This is a genomic window from Stenotrophomonas sp. 1L-E-5-B-C3 (genome assembly GCF_057292075.1).
The window spans coordinates 249,462-275,043 of sequence record NZ_JBXAWS010000006.1 but is presented as its reverse complement, the minus strand read 5'-3'; the positions used below and the strand labels follow the sequence as shown (position 1 = coordinate 275,043).

24 protein-coding genes are annotated in these 25,582 nt (G+C 66.4%); 16 read left to right on the top strand and 8 right to left on the bottom strand.

The features are described from left to right. Window positions 1-121: 121 nt before the first annotated feature. On the bottom strand, window positions 122-2,929 hold the full coding sequence (locus tag AC0Z6F_RS10670; protein ID WP_032971866.1) for a TonB-dependent receptor plug domain-containing protein: 2,808 nt from the start codon (window positions 2,927-2,929) through the stop codon (window positions 122-124). 213 nt (window positions 2,930-3,142) lie between these two features. Here AC0Z6F_RS10670 and apbC point away from each other — a divergent pair, with 213 nt between their 5' ends. After that, entirely contained in the window at window positions 3,143-3,997 is an 855-nt protein-coding gene (gene apbC / locus AC0Z6F_RS10665; protein ID WP_485617128.1) for an iron-sulfur cluster carrier protein ApbC, read from the top strand. Window positions 3,998-4,075: 78 nt separating this feature from the next. Beyond that, on the top strand, window positions 4,076-4,648 hold the full coding sequence (gene dcd / locus AC0Z6F_RS10660) for a dCTP deaminase (protein WP_012511735.1): 573 nt from the start codon (window positions 4,076-4,078) through the stop codon (window positions 4,646-4,648). A 98-nt stretch (window positions 4,649-4,746) separates the two neighbouring features. Here the strand turns inward: dcd and AC0Z6F_RS10655 are convergent, their stop codons facing one another. The 3 genes from AC0Z6F_RS10655 to AC0Z6F_RS10645 are packed head-to-tail and all read right to left on the bottom strand — an operon-like array spanning window position 4,747 to window position 6,019. Next, a complete protein-coding gene (locus tag AC0Z6F_RS10655; RefSeq protein ID WP_046983580.1) occupies window positions 4,747-4,914 on the bottom strand; it encodes a LiaI-LiaF-like domain-containing protein in 168 nt (55 codons plus the stop codon). Between the two features lie 14 nt (window positions 4,915-4,928). Further along, on the bottom strand, window positions 4,929-5,351 hold the full coding sequence (locus AC0Z6F_RS10650) for an HIT domain-containing protein (RefSeq protein WP_006381641.1): 423 nt from the start codon (window positions 5,349-5,351) through the stop codon (window positions 4,929-4,931). Beyond that, a complete protein-coding gene (locus tag AC0Z6F_RS10645) occupies window positions 5,348-6,019 on the bottom strand; it encodes a dienelactone hydrolase family protein (protein ID WP_006381640.1) in 672 nt (223 codons plus the stop codon). The genes AC0Z6F_RS10650 and AC0Z6F_RS10645 overlap by 4 nt, the downstream gene beginning before the upstream one ends. A 203-nt stretch (window positions 6,020-6,222) precedes the next feature. Between AC0Z6F_RS10645 and rimO the strand changes: the two genes are divergently transcribed. Together rimO and AC0Z6F_RS10635 are read left to right on the top strand one after the other, a co-directional pair. Next, the gene (gene rimO / locus AC0Z6F_RS10640; protein WP_012511733.1) at window positions 6,223-7,584 is read left to right on the top strand and encodes a 30S ribosomal protein S12 methylthiotransferase RimO; all 1,362 of its coding nucleotides are present in this window, start codon (window positions 6,223-6,225) and stop codon (window positions 7,582-7,584) included. After that, window positions 7,581-8,423 carry a DUF3025 domain-containing protein gene (locus AC0Z6F_RS10635; RefSeq protein ID WP_065724344.1) on the top strand — a complete coding sequence of 281 codons (843 nt, stop codon included), beginning with the start codon at window positions 7,581-7,583 and terminating at the stop codon, window positions 8,421-8,423. The genes rimO and AC0Z6F_RS10635 overlap by 4 nt, the downstream gene beginning before the upstream one ends. A 67-nt stretch (window positions 8,424-8,490) precedes the next feature. On the opposite strand, the gene greB is transcribed toward AC0Z6F_RS10635, so the two are convergent. Together greB and AC0Z6F_RS10625 are read right to left on the bottom strand one after the other, a co-directional pair. Then, the gene (greB, locus tag AC0Z6F_RS10630; protein WP_485617129.1) at window positions 8,491-8,997 is read right to left on the bottom strand and encodes a transcription elongation factor GreB; all 507 of its coding nucleotides are present in this window, start codon (window positions 8,995-8,997) and stop codon (window positions 8,491-8,493) included. Between the two features lie 91 nt (window positions 8,998-9,088). Then, complete coding sequence (locus AC0Z6F_RS10625; protein ID WP_006381478.1) at window positions 9,089-10,594, bottom strand: helicase HerA-like domain-containing protein; 1,506 nt, start codon at window positions 10,592-10,594, stop codon at window positions 9,089-9,091. Window positions 10,595-10,716: 122 nt separating this feature from the next. Here AC0Z6F_RS10625 and AC0Z6F_RS10620 point away from each other — a divergent pair, with 122 nt between their 5' ends. Both AC0Z6F_RS10620 and AC0Z6F_RS10615 read left to right on the top strand, forming a co-directional pair. Continuing rightward, window positions 10,717-12,321: a transglycosylase SLT domain-containing protein gene (locus tag AC0Z6F_RS10620; RefSeq protein WP_485617130.1), complete on the top strand. Its 1,605-nt coding sequence runs from the start codon at window positions 10,717-10,719 to the stop codon at window positions 12,319-12,321. Between the two features lie 24 nt (window positions 12,322-12,345). After that, window positions 12,346-12,693, top strand: a complete 348-nt coding sequence (locus AC0Z6F_RS10615) for a ribonuclease E inhibitor RraB (RefSeq protein ID WP_006381474.1) — start codon at window positions 12,346-12,348, stop codon at window positions 12,691-12,693. 111 nt (window positions 12,694-12,804) lie between these two features. Here the strand turns inward: AC0Z6F_RS10615 and asd are convergent, their stop codons facing one another. Further along, entirely contained in the window at window positions 12,805-13,647 is an 843-nt protein-coding gene (asd, locus tag AC0Z6F_RS10610; RefSeq protein WP_485617131.1) for an archaetidylserine decarboxylase, read from the bottom strand. Further along, complete coding sequence (locus tag AC0Z6F_RS10605) at window positions 13,644-14,294, bottom strand: SCO family protein (protein WP_012511729.1); 651 nt, start codon at window positions 14,292-14,294, stop codon at window positions 13,644-13,646. Before AC0Z6F_RS10605 ends, asd begins: the two co-directional genes overlap by 4 nt. A 122-nt stretch (window positions 14,295-14,416) precedes the next feature. On the opposite strand from AC0Z6F_RS10605, the gene prmB reads away from it, so the two are divergent. From prmB to AC0Z6F_RS10555, 10 genes are all read left to right on the top strand, one after another. Further along, on the top strand, window positions 14,417-15,346 hold the full coding sequence (gene prmB / locus AC0Z6F_RS10600) for a 50S ribosomal protein L3 N(5)-glutamine methyltransferase (RefSeq protein WP_032971849.1): 930 nt from the start codon (window positions 14,417-14,419) through the stop codon (window positions 15,344-15,346). Further along, window positions 15,343-16,446 carry a chorismate synthase gene (gene aroC, locus AC0Z6F_RS10595; RefSeq protein ID WP_485617132.1) on the top strand — a complete coding sequence of 368 codons (1,104 nt, stop codon included), beginning with the start codon at window positions 15,343-15,345 and terminating at the stop codon, window positions 16,444-16,446. The genes prmB and aroC overlap by 4 nt, the downstream gene beginning before the upstream one ends. After that, a complete protein-coding gene (locus AC0Z6F_RS10590; RefSeq protein ID WP_485617133.1) occupies window positions 16,439-17,476 on the top strand; it encodes a 2-hydroxyacid dehydrogenase in 1,038 nt (345 codons plus the stop codon). Before aroC ends, AC0Z6F_RS10590 begins: the two co-directional genes overlap by 8 nt. 92 nt (window positions 17,477-17,568) lie before the next feature. Continuing rightward, window positions 17,569-18,597: an aspartate-semialdehyde dehydrogenase gene (locus AC0Z6F_RS10585; protein WP_012511725.1), complete on the top strand. Its 1,029-nt coding sequence runs from the start codon at window positions 17,569-17,571 to the stop codon at window positions 18,595-18,597. A gap of 172 nt (window positions 18,598-18,769) precedes the next feature. Further along, complete coding sequence (locus tag AC0Z6F_RS10580) at window positions 18,770-20,809, top strand: FimV/HubP family polar landmark protein (protein WP_485617134.1); 2,040 nt, start codon at window positions 18,770-18,772, stop codon at window positions 20,807-20,809. A 26-nt stretch (window positions 20,810-20,835) separates the two neighbouring features. After that, window positions 20,836-21,198, top strand: a complete 363-nt coding sequence (locus AC0Z6F_RS10575; RefSeq protein WP_006381353.1) for a VOC family protein — start codon at window positions 20,836-20,838, stop codon at window positions 21,196-21,198. 32 nt (window positions 21,199-21,230) lie between these two features. Further along, a complete protein-coding gene (gene truA, locus AC0Z6F_RS10570; RefSeq protein ID WP_006381351.1) occupies window positions 21,231-22,001 on the top strand; it encodes a tRNA pseudouridine(38-40) synthase TruA in 771 nt (256 codons plus the stop codon). Beyond that, the gene (locus tag AC0Z6F_RS10565) at window positions 21,998-22,654 is read left to right on the top strand and encodes a phosphoribosylanthranilate isomerase (protein WP_006381350.1); all 657 of its coding nucleotides are present in this window, start codon (window positions 21,998-22,000) and stop codon (window positions 22,652-22,654) included. Before truA ends, AC0Z6F_RS10565 begins: the two co-directional genes overlap by 4 nt. Before the next feature lie 167 nt (window positions 22,655-22,821). Beyond that, window positions 22,822-23,496: a hypothetical protein gene (locus AC0Z6F_RS10560; RefSeq protein WP_485617135.1), complete on the top strand. Its 675-nt coding sequence runs from the start codon at window positions 22,822-22,824 to the stop codon at window positions 23,494-23,496. Continuing rightward, on the top strand, window positions 23,493-25,511 hold the full coding sequence (locus tag AC0Z6F_RS10555) for a flotillin family protein (RefSeq protein WP_485617136.1): 2,019 nt from the start codon (window positions 23,493-23,495) through the stop codon (window positions 25,509-25,511). The genes AC0Z6F_RS10560 and AC0Z6F_RS10555 overlap by 4 nt, the downstream gene beginning before the upstream one ends. The last annotated feature ends 71 nt before the right edge of the window (window positions 25,512-25,582 follow it).

Genomic DNA, 25,582 nt, shown 5'->3' with positions numbered 1-25,582 from the left:
CTCCAATGTGTCTGAATGCTGAATTCGGACGAGTAGTCACTTCGGTGACCGCTCCGCCCCAAAAAAAAGGCCCCGCCGAAGCGGGGCCTGGTCCAGACACAAGGTCCGGAAAACGACGGGATCAGAAGTTGTACTTGACCTGGGCCGAGATCTGGCGGCCGTAGACGCTGTAGAAGCCGTCGTTGAACGGGGTCGATTCGTTGCCCGGGTAGTTGTAGCGCTGGCCTTCCGGCAGCTTGTTGAACACGTTGTTGACCATCAGCGACAGGACCAGATCGTCCTGCGCCTGGTAGTTCATGCTCAGGTTGTACGTGGTGTACGAACCCCACTTGCCGGCCTTGGCGCCGGAAGAGTGGACATAGCCGTAGCTGCGGCCGGTGTAGGCCAGGTAGTTCGGGGTGCTGCCGACGTAGTTGGCGTACACAGTGGTGGTGAACTTGGCGATGTTCCAGGCCACCGACAGATCGCCGCGAACCTTGGCGAAGTTGTCGTAGTACCACATGTTGTACGGATCGCTCAGCAGGTCGAGCTTGGCGGCACCCGGCATCGGCTGAACTTCACGCTTCAGCATGTTGGTGTAGTTGCCGGAGAACATCAGCGAGCCGAAGCGGCCGATATCCTGCTGGTACTTGGCCGCCACGGTCACCGCTTCCAGGTTCTGGCTGGCAACGTTGAGCTTCGGCGTGTACACGCGGGTCAGGTTGCCGCCGGCATCGCGGGACACCCAGTCGGTCACGTTCCCGCAGCTGGCCGAGGTGTTGTTCGGCAGGCCGTTGCGGCACTGGTATTCGGCCAGCAGCAGCTGGTCGCTGCTGAGGGTCTTGACCTCGTTCTTGATCTTCCAGTTGTAGTAGTCGGCCGACAGCGAGAAGTTGCTGACCGGGGCCCACACCACGCCTGCGCTCCACACATCGGCGGTGATCGGCTTCAGGTCCGGGTTGCCGGACTTTTCGCTGTACACCGAGGTGCCCTTGTAGAAGGAGCAGGCCTCGTCACGCAGGCCGTAGCCCAGCTGGCTGCAGCGGTAGTAGTCGTTCTGGCTGGAGGCGTACGAGCCGCTCATGCCCTGGAAGGCATCGGACAGGGTCGGTGCGCGGAAGGCGGTACCGTACTTGCCGCGAAGCAGCAGGCTCTCGATCGGACGGAATTCCAGGCCAATGCTGTAGGTGGCCTTGTCGACGGTCTTGTCGGCGATCTTGAAGGCGTCATAGCGGCCCGACGCGCTGACAGTCAGCTTGTCGTGCAGCGGCATGCGCAGTTCGCTGGTGACCGCATAGTTGCTGCGGTGACCGGCGCCGGCGACGGCAGTGGTGCCCCACACGTTGCCGTCGACGAACGCCTGATCCGGCGAATAGTCCCAGCCTTCGCTGCCACCTTCCAGCACAACGGCCAGGCCGGCGTCACCGCCCGGCAGGCTGAACAGCGAACCGTTGGTCACCTGCACGCGACCCAGGTTCTGCCAGGTCTTGCTGCGGTGGGTGCCGTAGCCGGTGAAGCTGGCAAACTGGTCCGGGGTGATCGGCGAGTAGAAGGCAGCGTAGTTCGGGCTGTAGATGCCGAACTGGGCGGTCGGATCCTTCGGGTCGGTGTAGGTGCCCAGGCGCGGGCCCAGCACGGTCTGGCCGAAGAAGTCTTCGATCTTGTCCTTCCAGCGCACGAAGCGGTTCTGGTCCAGGCGGTACTCGCCGCGGGTGAAGCTGGCGCTGTAGTCCCAATCGCCGACCATGCCCTTGCCGCCCAGGGTGACCTGGTAGGCGCGGCTCTCATCGGAGTTCAGGATGTTGTTGTAGTCGCCCGTACCGATTTCTTCCGGCGCGAAGGCGCGCTGCAGGTTCACGACCTTGCCCAGGCCCTGGTCGTAGAAACCGCCCATGACCGACTTGGTGCCCCACCACAGGGCGCTGGAGCCGGAGGTGAACTCGGTCTTTTCCTTGCTGTACAGCACGTCGGCGAACAGCTGGAAGTTGTCGTTCACGTCGAAGGTCATCGACGAGTAGAACTGGCCGCTGTTCTTGCCGTTCTTCAGGGTCTTGTAGCCGGCGCTGTACACCGAGCCGCAGGATTCGCCCGACGGGCGCTGGCCGACCACGGTGGTGCCGTCGTACAGGCCCGCGACATTGGCGCAGCGGGTCGGGTCCATCATCAACAGCTTGTTGTCAGCGTTGGTGATGACGGCGAAGTCGTTCGACGGCACCTGGGCGGTGTAGCCGACCGGGTTGGTCTGCTTGGTGATGTCACGCTGGTAGCCCCAGATCGGGCTGCCGTTTTCGATCTGCACGTTGACCAGCGCGTGGAAGCGGTCGTCAAACGCGTTGAAGCCCTTGGCGGCGCTGAAGCGGATGTTGCTGCCGCCACCTTCGGTGTAGGTGCCACCACGGACGGTCATCGTGCCGCCGTCCATGCGCTCTTTCAGGATGATGTTGACCACGCCGGCGATCGCGTCCGAGCCGTACAGCGAGGACTGGCCGCCCGGCAGCACTTCGATGCGCTCGACGATGTCGATCGGAATGCCGCTGATGTTGTTGAAGGTTTCGCTGCCGTTGTACAGCGCCGGATACGAGAGCATCGGGCGGCCGTTGATCAGGTACTTGGTGTAGCCCGGATTCAGGCCGAACATGCCGGCGGCTTCGGCGCCCTGGGTGAATGAACCCGAGGTCTGGCCGCCCTGCAGGCCGCCGGTGGTCAGCGACGACTGCTGCAGCACTTCAGCAACACTGCTGAAGCCGCGGGTCTGGATGTCTTCGGCGGTGATGGACATCACCGGGGTCTGGGTTTCAACCTGGGTCTGCGGGATCAGCGAACCGGTGACGGTGATCTTGTCCAGGTTGGTCGCCTTGTCCTGGGCCATTGCCGGGGCGGCGGCCATCAGGGCGGAAATCAGAGCGACGGCGAGCGTGTTGCGACGTGCGGTGTTGCTTACGTAGTTCATGTAGTTCCAATAAAGAGCAAATAACAAAAACGGCACTGCGCATGCGCCATCGTGCGCGCTGGAAAGCCAGCCCCGCAGCCCAAAACAGTGCTCTACGAACGTAACATGAACTTAACAATCTGTGCACGAATCTGTAGCAATCCTGAATTTCAGTCAGGTTAGGTCCAGCTTGTATGATGTTGGGTTCTCACTCCTGATCTGCCGGTGCCCGTTGTGAACAGTTCTCCTCGCCGTCCCCATGCCAGCCAGGTCCAGAAGGGATTGACGCCGCATGCCCGCATCCGCAACGTGATCGCGGTCGGCTCGGGCAAGGGGGGGGTTGGCAAGTCGACCACTGCAGTCAATCTTGCAGTGGCCCTGCAGCAGCTGGGCGCGCGCGTCGGCGTGCTCGATGCGGACATCTACGGCCCGAGCGTGCCGGCCATGCTGGGCCTGTCCGGTCGCCCGGAAAGCCCCGACAACAAAAGCATTGAGCCACTGCGCGCATTCGGCGTGGACACCATGTCGATCGGCTACCTGATCGAAGAGGACACGCCGATGATCTGGCGCGGTCCGATGGCCACCTCGGCGATGACCCAGCTGTTCAACGATACCCTGTGGGACGATCTGGACTTCCTGCTGATCGACCTGCCGCCGGGTACCGGTGACATCCAGTTGACCCTGACCCAGAAAATTCCGCTGGCCGGCGCGGTGATCGTCACCACGCCGCAGGACATCGCCACGCTGGATGCGAAGAAGGCACTGAAGATGTTCGAGAAGGTGGAGGTGCCGGTGCTGGGCATCGTCGAGAACATGGCGGTGCATACCTGCAGCAGCTGCGGGCACGTCGAGCACCTGTTCGGCGAGGGTGGCGGCGAGCGCATGGCCGCGCAGTACGGCGTGCCGCTGCTGGGCTCGCTGCCGCTGCAGATCGGCATCCGTGAGCAGGGCGATGCAGGCACCCCGATCACCGTGGCCCAGCCGGATTCGGCGCCGGCCCAGGCCTATCGCCATGCTGCGCAGCGCCTGAGCGAGGAAGTGGGCAAGCGCCCGCGCGCCTCGATCCCGATCCTGTCGTCGCTGCTGTAAGCGCTGGGGCAGGGGCCGGCGGCGATGCCCGGGCCCCTGCTAGAATCCTCGCGCCCCCCGTATTCCCCAGGACAGAGCATGAGCATCAAGAGTGACCGTTGGATCCGCCGCATGTCCGAGCAGCACGGCATGATCGAGCCGTTCGAGGCTGGGCAGGTCAAGCAGGCCAACGGCGAACGCATCGTCAGCTACGGCACCTCCAGCTATGGCTATGACGTGCGCTGCTCGCGCGAGTTCAAGGTGTTCACCAACATCAACTCGACGATCGTCGACCCGAAGCACTTCGATCCGGGCAGCTTCGTCGACATCGTCGGTGACGAGTGCATCATTCCGCCGAACAGCTTCGCGCTGGCGCGTACCGTCGAGTACTTCCGCATTCCGCGCGACACCCTGGTGGTGTGCCTGGGCAAGAGCACCTACGCGCGCTGCGGCATCATCGTCAACGTGACGCCGCTGGAGCCGGAATGGGAAGGTCACGTGACCCTGGAATTCAGCAACACCACGCCGTTGCCGGCGCGCATCTACGCCAACGAAGGCGTGGCGCAGATGCTGTTCTTCCAGGCCGCAGCCGATGACGTCTGCGAGACGTCGTACCGCGATCGCGGTGGCAAGTACCAGGGCCAGACCGGCGTGACCCTGCCGCGTACCTGACTGCCTGCGTCAACGCGTATCGGTAGCGCCGGGACATGCCCGGCGTTTCCGTTTGTGGGGCCGCGCGCTGCGCTCGCCGGGCATGGCCCGGCGCTACCTTACTTGCCGCGACCGAACAGCATCGCGATGCCGACGCCGACCAGCGCCACCGGCCACCAGGTCAGCAGCAGCTTGGACAGGTTCAGGTGGGTCCAGCCCAGGTTGCTGGCGAGCATGAACAGCCCGACCAGGATCAGCAGGACGGCGGCAACGAGGTTGAATCGCATCGGTCGGCAACGGCTCAGGACTGGGCCGGATATCCTAGCCGTTCCTTCCAGTAGGCGACATGCTGGTCCAGCGCGGCCGGCTCGTAGCGGTGCGCCGGGCCGCTGCCCCAGACCGGTCCCGGCCAGGCCGGATCGCCGTCATGGCGGCCGATCACGTGGAAGTGCAGCTGGCGCACGATGTTGCCCAGCGCGCCGATGTTGATCTTCTCCACCCCGTCGGAACCGTGCAGGGCCTTGCAGGCGCGGTTGAGCTCGGTGCGCAGCTTGTCCTGCTGCTCGCCGTCCAGCTCGATCCACTCGGTCACCCCGGCCAGGCGCGGTACCAGCACCAGCCAGGGGAATCGTTCGTCGTTCATCAGCCGCACTTGCGACAACGGTCCTTCCGCCACCAGCACGCTATCGGTGGCCAGGCGTGAATCGAGTTCGAAATCGCTCATCCAAGATGCTCCGAGAAGAAGTCCAGGGTGCGTTGCAGCGCCAGTGTGGCGCTGTCTGGATCATACGCATGTCCGACCTCCCGGTTGAAGGCGTGATCGGCCGGATAGACGTAGGTGGCCATCTGCGGCAGCTTCTGGCGATGGGCCTGGATGGCTTCCGGCGGGATGCTCTTGTCCTGGGCGCCGAAGTGGAAGATCACCGGGGCCTTTGGCGTCTCATCCAGGAACTGGACGTTGCGCGCACCGTAGTAGCTGACCGACGGCAGTCCCAGGCGCAGCGCGGACAGCAGGGCGACACTGCCGCCCCAGCAGTAACCGACCGTGCCGACTTTGCCGTAGGGGGCCAACCGGGTCGCTGCGGCACGGACCACCTCCAATGCCTTCTCCATGCCCAGTGCGGTCACCCGTTCCAGGCCCTGCTTCACGCCGTCGGCGTCGTAGGGCAGGGCGTCCGGATCGGCATCAGTGCCATCGACCAGGTCGAAGAACGACGGCGCCAGCACCGCATAGCCTTCGGCGGCAAAGCGCTCGGCCACGCCGCGGATGTGCGGGTTGGCGCCGAAGATTTCCTGCACCACCACCAGCCCGCCGCGCGGGGTGCCCTCGGGCAGGGCCTGCCAGGCGCGTACCGGGCCGTGATGCGTATCCAGGGTGATCCACTCGGCCATCGTTTCTACCTCGTTGCGGGGAACAGGGCTGCATTGTCGATGCTGCGCGGGTTAGCGCGGTGTCAGCGGCTGTGCCCGATCAGGCGGCTGGGGGTTCAGAGCGCGGCCGCCAACCCCGGTATACTGGCGCCCTTTCAGGCCCCGGCCCCCAGGTCCCCCTGCCATGCCGGCAGGGGCCCAGGCCCCCAGAGTCCCGCGATTCCATGTCCCAGCTGAACCCCAAAGTCGGCTTCGTCAGCCTTGGCTGCCCGAAGGCCCTTGTCGATTCCGAGCGCATCCTCACCCAGTTGCGGTCCGAGGGATACGACATCGTCCCGTCCTACGATTCGGCCGACGTGGTGGTGGTCAACACCTGCGGCTTCATCGATTCGGCGGTGACCGAGTCGCTGGACGCGATCGGCGAGGCGATGAACCAGAACGGCAAGGTCATCGTCACCGGCTGCCTGGGCAAGCGCCCGGAACAGATCCGCGAGGCCTACCCGAACGTGCTTGCGGTGTCCGGCCCGCAGGACTACCAGAGCGTGATGGAGGCGGTGCACGAAGCGCTGCCGCCCAAGCACGACCCGTTCGTGGATCTGGTGCCTGACTACGGCATCAAGCTGACCCCGCGCCACTACGCCTACCTGAAGATTTCCGAAGGCTGCAATCACAAGTGTAGCTTCTGCATCATTCCATCAATGCGCGGCAAGCTGGTCTCGCGCCCCGTCGATGAGGTGCTGCGCGAGGCCGAACGCCTGGTGCGTGGCGGCGTGCGTGAGTTGCTGGTGGTGTCGCAGGACACCTCGGCCTACGGCGTGGACGTGAAATACGCCGAGAAGATGTGGCGCGACAAGGCCTACCAGACCCGTCTGAAGGCATTGTGCGAAGGCCTGTCCGAGCTGGATGCGTGGGTGCGCATGCACTACGTCTACCCGTACCCGCACGTGGACGAGGTGGTACCGCTGATGGCCGAGAACCGCATCCTGCCGTACCTGGACATTCCGTTCCAGCACGCCAGCCCGCGCATCCTGCGCCTGATGAAGCGCCCCGGTGCGGTCGAGAAAACCTTGGAGCGCGTGCAGAACTGGCGCCGTATCGCCCCGGACATCACCGTGCGTTCGACCTTCATCGTTGGTTTCCCCGGCGAGACCGAGGCCGAGTTCGAGGAGCTGCTGTCGTTCCTCGACGAAGCGCAGCTGGACCGCGTCGGCGCGTTCGCCTATTCGCCGGTCGAGGGTGCCACCGCCAACGACCTGCCCGATGCGGTGCCGGAAGAGGTGAAGCAGGAGCGCTTGGCCCGTTTCATGGAGAAGCAGGCGCAGATTTCCGCCGCACGCCTGGAAGCCAAAATTGGCACCGTGCAGCAGTGCCTGGTCGACGCCATCGAAGGCGATATCGCGGTGGCCCGTTCCAAGGCCGATGCCCCGGAGATCGATGGCCTGGTGCACATCCAGAATGCCGACCAGGTGGCGTTGCGCGTCGGTGAGTTCGTCGACGTGGAAATCACCGAGAGTGACGACCACGATCTGTACGGCGATGCGTTGCCGGCTGCGGCCCGCCCGGCACTCGACCTCAAGGTGCTGTGACCTTCGCGCAGGCCGCTGCCACAGCGGGCGGCCTGCGCCGCTTCATGCCGCCGCCGCGTGCGGCGGTCGACGCTACTGTTTTCGAGCACCCGCTGTTTGCCGGGTTGAAGGACTTCCATGACCTGCTGGCTGGCCGCGAGTGGCCTGCCATTGCCGATCTGGATGCGCGGCTGGGGCTGTCGGGACTGCGCCTGGTCGAGCAGGATGCCACGCTGCTGGCCGACGGCCTGCACTACGAAGCCCGCATCGCACAGGGGCGCATCGCCACCCGCGCCGACAACTGGCACGACCTGTTCAATGCGCTGGTGTGGGCACGCCATCGGCAACTCAAACACGCACTCAATGCGCGGCAGTGCCTGCATATCGAGTCCATGCCGCCAGGCCAGCGCAACCGCGCGCAGGCCGCGCTGACCCAGTTCGACGAGACCGGCGTGATCGTGCGTATGCGCGATGAGACATTGCTGGCCGGGTGGGATGCGCATGACTGGCGCGCGTTGTTCGAACCGGCGTACTGGCAAAGCGGTGACATCGCCATCGCTGCGGTATTCGGCCATGCATTGATGGAGCAGGCGCTGCTGCCCGGGCGCCGGCTGGTGGGCAAGTGCGTGGTGGTGCACGGCGATGCCGATGCGGAGTGTGTCGATGCCGTCGCGAGGGCCATCAACGAGGGCGGGGTACTGACGGATCCCTTGCAACTGCGGCCCCTGCCGCTGGCTGGTATTCCGGGCTGGTACGAGGTGCAGGATGCAGCCTTCTACGCAGATACCGGCTACTTCCGCCCGCTGCGTGCCGGCCGCCAGTACCCGCCGCCGTTGCCTGGCGGTAGAGTCGACTGTTAGTCGACTGCTCTTCCTGCAGCACCGCGAAAACCCCGCGCTGCGCGCGATAGTCGACTGACAGTCGACTCTACAGGGGCTCGTATTCCACCCCGATCACCGCAAAGGTGTGCGGCCCGCTCGGCAGCTCCACTGAGAATTCATCATCCAGCCGTTTCTTCAGCAGTGCCCGTGCCAGCGGTGAGTCGATGCTGATCCAGCCCGATCCCGCATCGGTCTCGTCCGGGCCGACGATGCGGTAGCGGCTGGTCTGCCCGCTGTCCACGTTCTCCAGTTCCACCCAGGCACCGAAGAACACCGTCTGCGGGTCGGTAGGCGTGGTATCGACCACGCGCAGCGATTCCAGCCGCTTGGTCAGGTAGCGAACGCGGCGGTCGATCTCGCCCAGCTGCTTCTTGCGATAGGTGTACTCGGCGTTTTCCGAACGGTCGCCTTCCGCAGCCGCCGCGGCCAGTGCTTTCACCACTTCGGGGCGCCGCACACGCCATAGCTCATCCAGTTCAGCCTTCAGCCGTGCATGGCCGGAGGCGGTGATCAGTGCGGTGCTCTTTTCTGCAGGGGGACGCCAACGCGACATGTGGTGCGGTTTCTTTTCAGGGGAGCGGTGGGGGGGGGCGTGGGGTCGGATCCCTTTCCGCAGGAAAGGGCTCTGACCCCAGCAGGGGCAGCTAGCGTTTGCCGCCGAAAATGCCACCCAGGATGCCGCGCACGATCTGGTTGCCCAGCTTGGTGCCGACGGTGCGCGTGGTCTGCTTGGCCATGGTCTCGATCATGCCCTGGCGGCGCTTGGTGCCGAAGATCGCGTCCTTGATCGACTGGCCGAAACCACCTTCCTGCGCCTCGTCCTGCTCACGGCTGCGGGCAGCGGGGGCCTCTGCTTTCTCAACCGCCTTCTGCGCACGTTGTGCCAGCAGTTCGGCAGCCGATTCGCGGTTGATCGCCGTGTCGTAACGGGTACCGACCGGGCTGCCGGCACGCACCTGGGCGCGCTCGGCCTCGGTGATCGGCCCCATCCGGCAGCGCGGCGGTGCGATCATCGTCTGCTGTACCGGCATCGGCACGCCCTTGTCCTGCAGCGTGGAAACCAGCGCTTCGCCGGTGCCGAGCTGGCTCAGTACCTTCACCACATCCAGTTTCGGATTGGGCACGAAGGTTTCGGCGGCGGTCTTGACCGCCTTCTGGTCGCGCGGGGTGAACGCGCGCAGTGCATGCTGCACGCGGTTGCCCAGCTGGCCGAGGATGTTGCCCGGCACGTCGTCCGGGAACTGCGAGCAGAAGTACACGCCCACGCCCTTGGAGCGGATCAACCGCACCACCTGCTCGATGCGCTGCACCAGCGAGGCGGGTGCATCGTCGAACAGGAGGTGTGCCTCGTCGAAGATGAAGACCAGCTTCGGCTTGTCCAGGTCGCCCACTTCCGGCAACTGCTCGAACAGCTCCGACAGCAGCCACAGCAGGAAAGTGGAATACAGCTTGGGCTTGAGCACCAGCTGGTCGGCGGCCAGGATGCCGATCACACCGCGGCCGTCGTGATTGACCCGCATGATGTCGGCCAGTTCCAGCGCGGGTTCGCCGAAGAAGTTCTCGCCGCCGTCCTGCGCCAGGCGCAGCACCGAACGCTGGATGGCAGCGATCGACTGTGCGCTGACCAGGCCGTACTCAGTGGAGATGTCCTTGCGTTCCTCGGCAACCAGGCCGAGCAGGGCGCGCAGATCGTCCATGTCCAGCAGCAGCAGGCCACGGTCGTCGGCCAGCTTGAACACGATGTCGAGCACGCCGGCCTGGGTGTCGTTCAACTCGAGGATGCGCGACAGCAGGGTCGGGCCCATTTCGCTGACCGTGGTGCGCACCGGGTGGCCGAGTTTGCCGTACAGGTCCCAGAAAATGGCCGGGCTTGCGGCCGGCGCATAATCGGCCACGCCGATCTCGGCGGCGCGCGCGAGCAGGTTCTCGGCGCCGGTGCCGGGCACGGCCAGGCCGGACACATCGCCCTTCACATCGGCCAGGAACACGGGCACGCCCAGCCGCGAGAAGCCCTCGGCCAGGGTCATCAGGGTCACGGTCTTGCCGGTACCGGTGGCGCCGGCCACCAGGCCGTGACGGTTGCCCAGTTTCGGCAGCAGGGTGACGGCAACATCGTCGGTGATGCCTTTGCCGAGCAGAATCGGATCCATGGTCCAGCCCTTGTGGTGAATAGCCCAATGTTAACCGCCGGCGGTGACGGTCCGAAGGTCCGCTTGCCCGGACCTTGGCGGCGCCGCTACTCTGCCTGCCTGTTTCGCACACAGTGCCATCAATGCCCGTTCCTGTCCTGATTTCCCGCGGTTGGCCGCTGCTGGCCTTGGCCGGCCTGGTTTCCCTGGCACCCGATGCCCATGCACAGCGGGTCTCGGCCCGGGACAAGGTGAAGGTGGATGCGCTGCAGCAGCGCATGACCGCCGCCGAGAAGCGCTACAGCGATGCCCTGCTGCTGGTCGCCAATGCCGACCCCAAGGGCAGCAACGAGGCCGATGCTGCGCTGGAGGACATGGAAGATGTCCTCAACGACTGCGTGAAGCAGAAGGGCTGCCAGATGGGCACCCTGCTGGCCAGCTACAAGCGCCTGCTCAAGCATGATGCCGATGCGGCTGCCAGCGATGACGTGGCCGATGAAGGTGGCGACCGCCTGGAAGCCGACCCCGACCATATCGGCCCGCTCACCGCCGACGTGCCCGAGGCGGCCCGCGCCGCTGCGCTGCTGAACGACAAGCGGCACGCCTTCGACAGCATGGTTGAGTACAACCCGGCGGTACAGGCCGGTATCCGCCGCTGGCTGACCGACATGCGCCCGGCGCTGATGACCACCTACGAGAACTACCAGAACCTGCGCGCGGTGATGTGGCCGGAGTGGGAAAAGCGCGGCCTGCCCGAGGCATTGCTGTTCGGCATCATGGCCAAGGAATCCAATGGTCGCGTACACGCCTCTTCGCGTGCCGGTGCCGCCGGCCTGATGCAGTTCATGCCGGCCACTGGCCGCCGCTTCGGCCTGGGCCCGGATGGCACCGGTTTCGACACCCGCTTCGATGCACGCAGTGCTGCAGAAGCCAGTGCCACCTACCTCAACGAGCGCATGCGCGAGCTCAACAACAACGTTGAACTGTCGCTGGCTGGCTATAACGGCGGCGAAGGCCGCGCAGCGCGCGTCTACAAGCAGTACCCGGGGCAGAGCTTCTGGGTGGACAGCGTCTACAACCAGTTCCCCGGCGAAACCAAGGACTACGTGCCGATGGTGATCGCCGCGGCGTGGATCTTCCTGCACCCGCAACAGTACGGCGTGGAGTTCCCGAAGATCAGCGCGCAGCCGGCCACCATCCGCCTGGCGCGATCCACCACGATCTATGAACTGACCATCTGCCTGGGCAGCCATGGCACCCGCGATGGCTACATGCGCGCGCTGCGCAATCTCAACCCGCGCTATGAGGCTGATGGCTGGATTCCGGCCGGCACGCTGATCAACGCCACTACCCGCATTGCCGGCCTGTACCAGCGCAACTGCGTCAGCGGCCCGCGTGCCGACCTCGCCCGCACCCTGATCACCGCCGATCTGAACGCGGCGATCAAGCGCCCGACCGCCGCCAGCTACACCGGAAGCGTGGCCGTGGGCGGGGTGGTGCCGGTGGCCGATGCGGCCGCATCCACCAGCGTGCCGACCACGCCCGTAGCGCCGGTGGCCACGCCACGTCCGGCTGCGCGGCCGAAGCCGGTGCGCAGCCACAAGGTGGGCAAGGGTGAAACCCTCGGTGCCATCGCCGCGAAGTTCCAGTGCGATGTGCCGACCCTGGCCCGCGCCAACGGCCTGAAAGCCCCGGCCTACAGCCTGCGCCACGGCCAGACGCTGAAGCTGCAGGGCTGCGACAAGTAATCCCCCACGACCCCTGGAACCCGCATGGACCTCGAAGACACCCGCAATCTGTTCGCCAACCTCCGCGAAAACACCGACTGGGACATCAACGGCCCGTTGTTGTGGGGGTATTTCTTCGTCCATTCCAGCGCCGAGCCGCTGCAGGCACTGGCGGATCATCTGCAGGCGCAGGGCTACAGCTTCGTCGAACTGTTCGAGCAGGAGCCGGAAGAAGGCGGTGCGCCGTTCCACGTGCTGCACGTGGAGCGCGTGGAGATCCACGACGAAGCGTCACTGGACCGCCGCAACCAGGCGTTCGCGGCGCTGGCCGCGGAGAAGGGCGTGGAAGACTACGACGGCATGGACGTCGGCCCCGCCCCGGCCCTGCAGTAGCGCGCGTACGGTAGTGCCGGCCGCTGGCCGGCATTCCGTTGTGGAAAAAGGGGACGGAGGGGATCAAGTCGTTTATGCATAAACGACTTGATCCCCTCCGTCCCCTTTTTGTCAGCGCAGCTTCGCCAGGGCCTGGCCCAGCTGCACCGGGCTTTCGGCACCCAGCTGCGGGGCGAATTCGGCCACGCCCGGCGGCAGCAGCACGATCACGGTCGAACCGTAGTTGAAGCGCGCCATCTCGGCGAAGCGCTCCAGCTGGATGCCCTGGCCGCGGTAGTCCTTGCGGGTGATGCGGTCACCGTAGGCCGGAATTTCTTCGCCGCTCCACACGGTTTCCACGCCGGACACCAGCAGCGCACCGACCATCACGCTGACCATCGGGCCGAAGCTGGTGTCGAAATGGCAGACCAGGCGTTCGTTGCGCGCGAACAGGCGCGGCACGCCGTTGACGGCGGCCGGGCCGACGCTGAACAGGCGGCCGGGCACGTGCACGGTTTCGCGCAGGGTGCCGGTCCACGGCATGTGCACGCGATGGTAATCGCGCGGCGACAGGTACACGGTGGCGTACAGGCCGTCGTTGTACGGCTTGGCATCCTCGTCACTGCCAAGCAGTTCGGCGGCGGTGAACGACTGGCCCTTGGCCTGGAAGATGCGGCCGGCCTCGATCCTGCCAAGCTGGCTGATGCGGCCGTCGGCCGGCATCACCAGGCTGCGCGGATCGGCATCGGCCACGCGCACGCCCGGCTTCAGCGCACGGGTGAAGAACTGGTTGAAGGTCGCATAGCTGCGCGGGTCCGGGTTGGCCGCTTCGTCCAGGTTGACGTTGAACTTGCGGGTGACCGTGTCGATCAGCCAGCGCGACACGCGCGGATCGTCCGAGTACGCCAGCGAACGCGCCATCGAGGACAGCAGGCGGTGGGGCAGGGCGTACGTCAGGGCGGTGGTGAGGCTCATGGGGCGGTTTTCTCGGTCAGCTTCTGCAGGTCGCGGGCAATGGCCGGCGCGTTGAACGGGGGCCGCACCAGGCCGGCAAGGCGGCCCTGCGGGTCGAGCACGGCCAGACTGGCCGAGTGCTCGACGGTGTAATCCTCGGGGTTCTCGTCGAAGTGCTTGCCCGGCACCTTCTGGAACACGAAGCCCAGCGAGGTGGCGAAGCGCTCCAGCGAGGGAACGTCGGCGGTGGCGGCCAGGGTGTCCTTGTGGAAGCCGTGCACGTACTCGCCGAGGCGGGTGGCGCTGTCACGGTCCGGGTCGACCGAGATGAACAGCACGCGCGGGCGCAGGCTGTCGGGCAGGGCTTCCCACTGGTTCTGCGCGCCGGCCAGCTCGGCCAGGGTGGTCGGGCAGACGTCGGGGCAGAAGGTGAAGCCCAGGAACACCAGGGTCCAGTGACCCTTCAGTTCGCCCGGGATCAGGCGGGTGCCGTCGGACTGGGCCAGATTGAAGTCGGGCAGTTCGCGCGCCTGCGGGTACAGCGTGATCGCTTCGGTGGCCGGGGCATTGGCCGGCGGCTTCGGCGCGAACACCTGCTGGGCTGCCAGCAGGCCGAGACCCGCCGCCAGGGCGATCAGCAGGATGATGCCGGCGTTGCGATTGAACATGGGAGCCCCCGCGCGAAGTGGGCTCCATCATACCGGCTGTGGCCCGATCGTTTCTGCCGCAACGGATGCCGCCGCGGGCGCCAGCCCCTATAATCGGGGGCCACTTTGCCCGCAGTACCGCCATGACCGCTGAAACGGCCGCCGAACTCCACACGATCATCGATCTGATCCGCTACGGCACCAGCCGTTTCAACGAAGCCGGACTGACCTTCGGGCATAGCTACGACAACGCGCTGGATGAGGCCACCCAGCTGGTGCTGCACAGCCTGCACCTGCCGCACGATCTGGGCCCGGCCTACGGCCAGGCGCGCCTGCTGCAGGAAGAGAAGGTGCGCGTGCTGGAACTGTTCCAGCGCCGTATCGACGAGCGCATCCCGGCCGCCTATCTGACCGGTGAAGCCTGGTTCGCTGGCTTGAGCTTCAAGAGCGACAAGCGCGCCCTGGTGCCGCGCTCGCCGATCGCTGAACTGATCGAGTGCGGCTTCGAGCCGTGGCTGGCCGGCCGCGATGTCAGCCGTGCGCTGGACCTGTGCACCGGTTCGGGCTGCATTGCCATCGCCATGGGTCACTACTACCCGAACTGGGAAGTGGATGGCGTGGACCTCAGCGATGACGCGCTGTCGCTGGCCACCGAGAACAAGGAGCGCCTGCAGGCGCACAACGTCACCCTGCTCAAGTCGGACCTGTTCAACGGCCTGACCGGCCGCCACTACGACCTGATCGTCACCAACCCCCCGTACGTCACCAACGACGAGACCGATGCGCTGCCGCAGGAGTACTCCTACGAGCCGGACATGGGCCTGCGTGCCGGCGACGACGGCCTGGACCTGGTGCTGAAGATCCTGCGCGACGCGCCGCTGCACCTGAGCGAAGACGGCCTGCTGATCTGTGAAGTGGGCGAGTCCGAGCAGCACCTGATCAAGCTGCTGCCGGAAGTCGACTTCGCCTGGATCGAGTTCAAGGTCGGCCAGATGGGCATCTTCGCGGTCGAATGCCGTGAGCTGATCGCCCACAGCGCGCGCATCACCGAACTGGCGGCGCAGCGCCCGTGAGCTCCAATTCGTTCGGCAAGCTGTTCACCGTCACCACGTTCGGCGAATCGCACGGGCCGGCCATCGGCTGCGTGATCGATGGCTGCCCGCCGGGGCTGGCGCTGGACGCGGCCGAATTCGCCCACGACCTGCAGCGCCGCGCCACCGGCAAGAGCCGGCACACCTCGGCGCGCCGCGAGGCCGATGAGGTCGAGATCCTGTCCGGCGTGTACGAGGGCCTGACCACTGGCACTCCGATCGCGCTGCTGATCCGCAACACCGACCAGCGCAGCAAGGATTACGCCAATATCGGCCAGCAGTTCCGCCCGGGCCATGCCGACTACAGCTACTGGCACAAGTACGGCATCCGTGACCCGCGTGGCGGCGGCCGGTCTTCGGCACGCGAGACCACCATGCGCGTGGCCGCCGGCGTGGTCGCCAAGAAGTGGCTGGCCGAGCGCTTCGGCGTCACCGTGCGCGGCTACCTGTCGCAGCTGGGCGAGATCACCCCGGCCGGTTTCGACTGGTCGGCGGTGGAAGACAACCCGTTCTTCTGGCCGCACGCCGCGCAGGTGCCGGAGCTGGAGGCGTACATGGATGCGTTGCGCAAGTCCGGTGATTCGGTCGGCGCGTGCGTGGACGTGGTCGCCGACAACGTGCCGCCCGGCTGGGGCGAGCCGATCTATGGCAAGCTCGATGGCGACCTGGCCGCTGCGTTGATGAGCATCAACGCGGTCAAGGGCGTGGAGATCGGCGACGGTTTCGCCAGCGCCGTGCAGAAGGGCACCGAACACCGTGACCTGCTGACCCCGCAGGGTTTCGCCAGCAACCACGCCGGCGGCATCCTCGGCGGCATTTCCACCGGCCAGCCGGTGGTCGCCTCGATCGTGCTCAAGCCGACCTCCAGCCTGCGTCTGCCCGGCCCGTCGCTGGATACATCCGGCAACGTGGTTGAGGTGGTCACCACCGGTCGCCACGATCCCTGCGTCGGCATCCGCGCCACGCCCATCGCCGAGGCGATGGTGGCGATGGTGCTGATGGACCAGGCCCTGCGCCACCGTGCGCAGTGCGGCGACGTCGGCACCATCACCCCGCGTATTCCTGGTCAGTTCGATGGCTGACACGCGGCCGACTGTGTGGGTGAGCGAGCCGCTGATCGACGCGGCCATCGCGCCGCTGCGCGATCGCGTGCAGCTGCGCAGCACCGACACCGTCACCGCCTGGTCGCCGGACCAGATCGCCGAACAACTGGCCAGCGCCGACGGCGCGATCATCACCCTCAACGAGCGCATCGGCGCGGCCCAGCTGGCCGATGCCGCGCAGCTGCAGGTGATCGCCAATGTCGGGGTCGGCTACAACAACCTGGACGTCGACGCGCTCAGCGCGGCCGGCATCCTCGCCAGCAACACCCCAGACGTCCTGACCGAAACCACCGCCGATCTCGGCTTCGCACTGCTGATGGCCACCGCGCGCCGGATCACCGAGTCCGAGCGCTGGCTGCGCGAGGGCCAGTGGCAGCAGTGGTCGTTCCAGACCATGCTCGGCGCCGACATCCATGGCAGCACGCTGGGCATCCTGGGCATGGGCCGCATCGGCCAGGGGATCGCCCGCCGCGGTGCGCACGGTTTTGGCATGAAAGTGCTTTACCACAACCGTTCGCGCCTGCTGGCCGACACCGAGGCCGCTGTCGGCGCTTCGTATGTGGATCTGGATACGCTGCTGGCGCAGGCCGATCACCTGATCACGGTGCTGCCGTATTCGCCGTCCTCGCATCACATCATCGATGCAGCTGCACTGGCGAAGATGAAGCCGACGGCCACGCTGGTGAACATCGCCCGCGGCGGCATCGTCGACGAACTGGCACTGGTCGACGCACTGGCCAACGGCCGCCTCGCCGCGGCCGGCCTGGATGTGTACGAAGGCGAGCCGACGGTGCGTCCGGAACTGCTGGCGCTGAGCAACGTGGTGCTGACCCCGCATATCGGCAGTGCCTCGCTGGCCACGCGCACGGCGATGGTACAGCTGGCGGTGGATAATCTGCTTGCCGGGCTTGGCCTGGACGGCGCCCCATCGCGCATGCCAAGCGCGATCAACGCTGACGCGGCAATGGCCGCGCGCGTGACCCTGGGCAAAAAAACCGGGAAACGATAGGGAGCCTCCGTGCGTGCCGCTTGAGGAGGTTCCCCGAACCCAGCTGTCGTGCGTGATTTTCCCCCATCCCTGTTTTCGTGAGAGTTTCCCCCATGAGCAATGCACAGCGCAGTTTTCACGTCGCCGTCGTCGGTGCCACCGGTGCCGTCGGCGAGACCATGTTGTCGATCCTGGCCGAGCGTGATTTCCCGGTCGGCACCCTGAGCGTCCTGGCCTCCGAGCGTTCGGCCGGCGGCGAGATCGAGTTCAATGGCCAGAAGGTCAAGGTCCAGGACCTGGCCACCTTCGATCCGAGCGGCGTCGAGATCGCGCTGTTCTCGGCCGGCGGCAGCGTGTCCAAGGAATACGCTCCGAAGTTCGCCGCCGCCGGTGCGGTGGTGATCGACAACTCCTCGGCCTTCCGCTACGACGATGACGTGCCGCTGGTGGTGTCCGAGGTCAACCCGGAGCAGGTCGCCAACCGTCCGCGCGGCATCATCGCCAACCCGAACTGCTCGACCATGCAGATGCTGGTGGCGTTGGCACCGCTGCACCGCAAGTACGGCATCGAGCGCATCAACGTCTCCACCTACCAGTCGGTGTCCGGCGGTGGCCGTTCGGCCACCGAGGAACTGGGCAAGCAGACCGGCCAGCTGCTGAGCTTCCAGGAAATCGATCCGCAGCGCTTCCCGGTGCAGATCGCCTTCAACCTGATCCCGCACATCGACGACTTCCAGGACAACGGCTTCACCAAGGAAGAGATGAAGCTGATCTGGGAGACCCGCAAGATCCTCGGTGACGACAGCATCCTGGTGAATCCGACTGCAGTGCGTGTGCCAGTGTTCTACGGCCACTCCGAGTCGGTGGCGATCGAGACCCGCGACAAGGTGACCGTCGCCGAAGCGCGCGCGCTGCTGGAGCAGTCGCCGGGCATCGAAGTGGTGGATCGCCATGAGGCTGGCGGCTACCCGACCCCGGTCACGCATGCGTCGGGCACCGACGCGGTGTACGTCGGCCGCATCCGCGAGGACCTGTCGCACCCGCGCGGCCTGAACCTGTGGATCGTGTCGGACAACGTGCGCAAGGGCGCGGCACTGAACGCCGTGCAGCTGGCCGAGCTGGTCGCCGCCGAGCAGCGCTGATCTCCGGTTATGTAGAGTCGAGCCATGCTCGACTGCTTGTCGGTAGTGCCGGCCGCTGGCCGGCATTGCCCTGATCCACCGGCTGAAGGGATTGCCGGCCAGCGGCCGGCACTACCTCAAGGGTCTTTCCGGTGGGTGCGGACCCCGGTCCGCACGCTTTATAGTGTCGCCCATGAATAAACGGGCCAAGGGCGCAAAGCGCCCGCTCAGCTATCTTTCCGCCGCGCTGCTGGCCCTGGCCAGCAGTTCGGCGCTTGCCCTGGGCTTGGGTGACATCCGTGTCCTGTCCAAGCCGGGCCAGCCGCTGCTGGCAGAAATCCCGGTGGTCTCGGCCGACCCGTCCGAGCTGGAAAACCTGCGCGTGGCGCTGGCCTCACCGGTCACCTTCGAACGCGTAGGCCTGCAACGGCCGACCGGGCTGGTCAGCGAGCTGCAGTTCGAACTGACCCGCAATGCACAGGGCAGAGCGGTGGTGCGGGTGACCTCGCAGGCACCGGTCGAGACCCCGTCGCTGAGCTTCCTGATCGAGGCCGACTGGGGCCAGGGCCGGCTGGTGCGCGAGTACTCGGCGCTGGTCGATGCACCCCCCAGTGCGCTGGCCGTGGCCGAACCGGAGATCGTTGCTCCTGCAGGCACCCTGTCCAACACCATCACGCGTGACGTGGCGCCTGAGCCTGCGGCAGCCGAAACGGCAAGCGTGCCAGCGCCCGTGCATGCATCCACCGCTGCGCCGGTGCCGGCGCGCCCACGTACAGCGGCCACGCCGGTTGCCGTGCCGTCAGCCGATGGCAGCGTCACCGTGCAGCGTGGACAGACCCTGTCGCAGATCGCCGGTGCGGTTGCCCGTGGCAACCAGATCAGCCGCGACCGCGCGATGATCGCCCTGCTGCGCGCCAATCCCGAAGCCTTCATCCGGGGCAACGTGAACCTGCTCAAGCAGGGCGCGGTGCTGCGCATGCCGGGTAGTGATGCGCTGGCAGCCGTCGATGCCGCCGAGGCCGCTGCGCTGGTGCGCGAGCACGCGGCGCAATGGCGGCAGGCGCGTACCGTGCCGCAACCGGCGGGCACGGTCGCCCCGGTCGCCAAGGTGGACGCGGCCACCGATTCCTCCCCGGCTGCGGCCAACGGGGCACGACTTGAGATCGCTCCGGCGCTGGCGTCCGACGCCGCGCATGCGGGCACAACCACCGGCACCGCTGCCGGCAGTGAGGGTGACATGCTGGGCAACGAACAACTGCGCCAGGCGCGTGAGGACATCGCCACCCGCGATGCCGAGATCGGCGAGCTGAAGCAGCGTGTGGCCGACCTGGAAGCGCTGAAGCAACAGCAGCAGTCGCTGATCGCCATGAAGGACAACGATCTGGCCGCCGCGCAGCAACGCCTCGCGCAGGCCCCGGGCGCCCGCGACGCGGCAACACCGTGGTACTGGCTGGGGCTGCCGGTGTTGCTGCTGGCCGCCGCTGCGACCTGGCTGCTGCGCCGTCGCAAGCCGTCGCCGTTGCCTCCATTGCGTGAAGAAGACGATGCCGCCGGGCTTGCCGCGGCAGTCCCGGCCGGAGCCGCGCTGGATGCCCTGGCCGAGCAGTCTTCATGGTCGTCGGTGGTTGCCGAAGGCGGCCGCCAGGAGCCGGCGATGCCAGCCTGGGCCACCGAAACCGAAACGCAGGACCCGGCGCATGCCGAGCCGACGGCCGATCACGCAGTGCAGGCCGATTGGCAGGCCGGGACGCTGCGCGCCGAGGATGTGGTGGAGCTGCCTGCGGCAGTGACCGAGCAGCCGCGCTGGGACGAGCCGATGTCCGGACGTGACGATGGGCTTGTCGTCGAACAGTACCCTGACGAACCGGTGGTACAGGACGCCGCTGCCGACGTCGGTGTGCCGGACTATGCGCTGCACGCCGAACAACAGCCGCAGTTCCGTGGCGTATTTGACCTGCCGGCAGAGTCGCATGAGGTCGAGGCCGTGGTCGACCCCGTCCACCATGACCGCATCGACAACGCGCACCCTGATGATGTCGGGCCGACGGAGGCTGCGTCCATCGGCGATGCTGGCTGGTCGCCGCGTGCCGGCCAGGAGCGCCTGGAGCTGGCCATCGCCTATCTTGACCTGGGTGACGCACAGACTGCGCGTACCCTGCTGCTGGAAGTCGCCGAAGGCGGCGACCTGCACAGCCAGGCACAGGCCCGGGAACTGCTGGCCCGCCTGCCGTGACCGAACCTGCCGACAAGGACTGTGCCATGAGCCGCGAGCGCCGCATCGATTACGTTGAATTCGCTTCCAGCGATCCGGCCGCCAGCCGTGCATTCTTCGAGAAAGTGTTTGGCTGGTCATTCGTCGACTACGGCAGCGATTACACCGCCTTCGACGACGGCCGCCTGCAGGGCGGTTTCTTCCGCGGCCAGCCACAGCGGGCCACGGACGGTGGCGCACCGCTGCTGGTGCTGTATGCCGATCAGCTGGCGCCGGTCGAAGCGGCCGTGCGTGATGCCGGCGGCGCGATCGTGCGCCCGGTGTTCTCTTTTCCCGGCGGTAGCCGCTTCCAGTTCGTCGAGCCCGGTGGCAACGAACTGGCGGTCTGGTCCGAGCGCGACCCGGCCTGAGCGTCACCCCCTCCGCAACTTCGAGGTAGCACATGCGTTACGCGCTTGGCGTCGAGTACGACGGCAGCGATTTCAGGGGCTGGCAGAACCTGGGCGAGGGTGGTCCCAGCGTGCAGGCCAGTCTTGAACAGGCCCTGTCGTCGGTGGCGGACACGCCGCTGCAGGTGGTCTGTGCCGGTCGTACCGATGCCGGTGTGCACGGCCAATGCCAGGTCGTGCATTTCGATACCGACGTGGTGCGCGATCCGCGCGCCTGGATGCTGGGCACCACCACCCGTCTGCCGCGTTCGATCGCGGTGCGCTGGTGCGTTCCGGTCGCTGACGATTTCCATGCCCGCTTCTCGGCGCGCGCGCGCCGCTACCGCTACCGACTGCTCAACCGCGAGGTGCGGCCGGCGCTGGAGCGGCAGACCCTGAGCTGGGAGCGGCGTGCGCTGGACGAAACACGCATGCACATCGCCGGGCAGGCCCTGCTCGGCGAGAACGACTTCAATGCATTCCGCTCCGTGCAGTGCCAGGCGCTGCATGCACGGCGTGAACTGCAGTCGCTGCAGGTCAGCCGCCACGGCGAGGTGATCGAGGTCTCAGTACAGGGCAATGCATTCCTTCATCACATGGTCCGCAATATTGTCGGTTCGTTGATCCTGGTGGGCAGCGGCGAGAAACCGGTGGAATGGATCGCTGAACTGCTGGCCGGGCGCGACCGCACCGTAGCCGGTCCCACCGCACCGCCGCAGGGCCTGGTGTTCCTTGGGCCCCTGTACCCCGACAACTGGCATCTGCCCGCCGAGGTCACGCTATGAGCCGCTCCTACTACCGCACGCGCATCAAGTTCTGTGGCATGACCCGGGCTGGCGACGTCCGCCTGGCCGGTGAGCTGGGCGTGGACGCAGTGGGTTTCATCTTTGCCCGTGAAAGCAGTCGCCGGGTCGCTCCGGCCGAAGCGCGCGCGATGCGCCAGGCGATCGCGCCGATGGTCGACGTGGTGGCGCTGTTCCGCAACAACAGCAAGGAAGAGGTGCGTGAGGTGCTGCGCACGGTGCGGCCGACCCTGCTGCAGTTCCATGGCGAGGAAGACGAGAGCTTCTGCCGCAGTTTCAACATGCCGTACCTGAAGGCGATCGCGATGGGGGGGCGGGAAGAGGTCAACGCCCGTACCCTGCAGCTGCGCTACCCCAGTGCGGCTGGCTTCCTGTTCGACAGCCATGCGCCGGGCGGCGGTGGCGGTACCGGCGTGGCCTTCGACTGGAGCCGCGTCCCGACCGGACTGCACCGTCCGTTCCTGCTCGCCGGCGGCCTGAACCCGGAAAACGTCTACGACGCGGTGCTGGCTACCTTGCCATGGGGTGTGGACGTCTCCAGCGGCATCGAGCTGGAGCCGGGCATCAAGGACGGTTACAGGATGCGCACCTTCGTCGAGGAAGTGCGCCGTGCGGATTGCACGGTTCTCGAGTGAATGGCGTCACCATTCACAGCGATCTGCACGCAGATTTGAGCCTGCACGCATTCTTCACATAGGATGGACCCAGGCGCGCCAGCCATGAAGGCCGGCGCGGGATCGGCGGGGCGTGTACTGCGCGCCCCGAACGGGCGGCCGCCGCCCACAGCCCAGGAAGGCAAGCGATGCAGGAGTTTCTCACCGTCGTGCTCGGTTACCCGACTCTGCCATACAGCATTCTGCTGATGGTGTCGGTGATGTATTGGGCGGTTGCGGCGTTCGGCCTGGTCGATGACGGTTTCGGCGATCTCGGCGCCGATGGCGCACTCGAGGCCGGGACCGACCTCAGTGGCCTGTCGGCCGTGCTGGCGCGTTGGGGGCTGGGCGGTGTCCCGATCATGGTGGTGGTCACCCTGCTGGGCCTGTTCGGCTGGCTCATCACCTATTTCATCCATCTGTTCGTACTGCTGCCGCTGCCGGACCTGCTGCGCTGGGGCCTGGGTACGCTCGTGGCGGTGCTGGCACCGCTGCCTGCGGTACCGCTCACCGCGCTGATCCTGCGCCCGGTCCGTCGCTTCCTGCTGCGCCTGCGGCCGGTGCCGCAGGCATCGCTGCTGGGTCGGATCGGCGTGGTCGCATCGCCGAAGGCGGACGCACGCAGCGGTCATGCCAATGTCGATGATGGCGGCGCCGGGCTGGTGCTGCAGATCCGCAGCGACATCGAGCTGCAGCGTGGCGAGCGCATCGTGCTGGTCGAGCACATGGCCGAACAACACTATTACCGGGTGGTCCGCGCTGATGCGATCGCCCTCGATTTCCAGGACAACCTGCTTCCGGGCAACAAGGAGAATCATCAATGACGTTGGCGTCCCTCTTACCGATCCTGGCCGTCGCCGGCGGCCTGCTCGTCCTGCTGCTGGGCGTGGCCGGCCTGTTCAAGGCCTTCTACCGCAAGGTCGACCAGGGCGTGGCCCTGATCGTCAACGACATGAGCTCCACGCCGAAGGTGCACTTCACCGGTGCGCTGATCATCCCGGTGCTGTACCGCGCCGAGCTGATGCGGATCAGCCTGATCACCCTGCAGATCGACCGTCGTGGCAAGGAAGGCCTGATCTGCCGCGACAACATGCGCGCCGATATCGCCGTGGCTTTCTACCTGCGGGTCAACGAGACCCAGGCCGACGTGCTGCGCGTGGCCAAGGCCATCGGTGCCGACCGTGCGTCGGACAAGCATGCCGTCGATGAGCTGTTCAACGCCAAGTTCTCCGAAGCGCTGAAGACGGTTGGCAAGAAGTTCGACTTCACCGAACTGTTCGAGAAGCGCCAGGAGTTCCGCGACGAGATCATCGCGGTGATCGGCAACGATCTGAACGGCTACGTGCTGGAAGACGTGGCGATCGATTACCTGGAGCAGACCCCGAAGTCGTTGCTGGACCAGTTCAACATCCTCGACGCGCAGGGCATCCGCAAGATCACCGAGCTGACCGCCGCACAGAACGTGGTGACCAACGAGCTGGAGCAGAACGAGAGGCTCGCCATCACCAAGAAGAACGTGGAAGCCCGCGAAGCGCTGCTGGCGCTGGAACGCCAGCAGGCCGAAGCCGAGGCGCGCCAGAAGCGCGAGATCGAGACGATCCGCGCGCGCGAGGAGGCCGAGACCGCCAAGGTCCAGGAAGAACAGCGCCAGCTGTCGGAGAATGCACGCATCGAAGCCCAGCAGCTGATCGACATCCGCGACCAGAACCGTCTGCGCGAAGTGGAAGTGGCCGAGCAGAACCGCCAGCGCGCGGTGGCCATCGAGGCCGAGCGTGTGGAGCGTGCGCGCCAGCTGGAGCAGGTCACCACCGACCGCGAAGTGCAGCTGCAGGGCGTGGAGCGCGACAAGGTGGTCGAGCAGGGCAAGATGGATGTGGCCAACATCACCCGCGAACGCATCTCCATCGACAAGACCGTGGCGCAGGAAGAAGAGCGCATCAAGGAAGTGCGCGAGGTCTCCGAGGCCGACCGCCAGAAGCAGGTGCTGATCCTCGAAGCCGAAGCCAAGGCGCAGGAATCGCTGGTGCGCGAAGTGAAAGAAGCACAGGCGCGTGAAACCGCCTCCAAGCACCGCGCGGTGGAACTCACCACGCTGGCCCAGGCCGAGCACGAGGCCGCCGGCAAGCAGGCCGAAGCCAAGCGCCTGCTGGCCGACGCCTATCGTGCCGAACAGGCCGCACCGGGCCTGGCCGAAGCGCAGGTGCGTGAAGCATCGGCGCTGGCCATCGAGAAGGTCGGCATTGCCGAGGCCCGCGTGATCGAAGCCAAGGCCGAAGCCAGCCTGAAGCAGGGCAGCAATGAAGCCCGCGTGCTGGCCGAGACCTTGCAGGCGCAGGCCCAGGGTGAAGAGAAGATGGGCCTGGCCCGTGCCACCGCCACCGAATCGCTGGGCAACGCCGAAGCGGGCGTGGTGCAGAAGAAGCTGCTGGCCGAGGCCGAAGGCCTGGTGCGCAAGTTCGAGGCCATCGCCTCGCTGAGCGACCAGGCGCGCGGCCACGAAGAGTTCCGCATGATGCTGGACAACAGCCTGAAGCAGGCGCTGGCCTCGATCGAAGCAGGCAAGGAAGTGTCGCGCGAGAATGCCAACGTCATCGCCAGTGCGCTGCGCAACGCCGACATCGATCTGGTGGGTGGCGATGGCGGCATGTTCGAGAACCTGGTCAAGGCCGTCTCGCTGGGCAAGTCGATCGAAGGCTTCGCTGGCAAGAGCCCGATCGTGCAGGAACTGATGCAGCGCTACCTGGGCGTGTCCGTGGCCGAACCGGCACCGCGGCAGATCGCCGAGGACGCCGAAGCGGTGCCGACCGTGTCGGCCACCGTGCTCGACAGCGCCCGTTGATGCACCGGGCGATGGCCGGTCTGGCCATCGCCCGCCCGTGCCGGCCGCACATGCGGCCGTTCGCCCGTGAG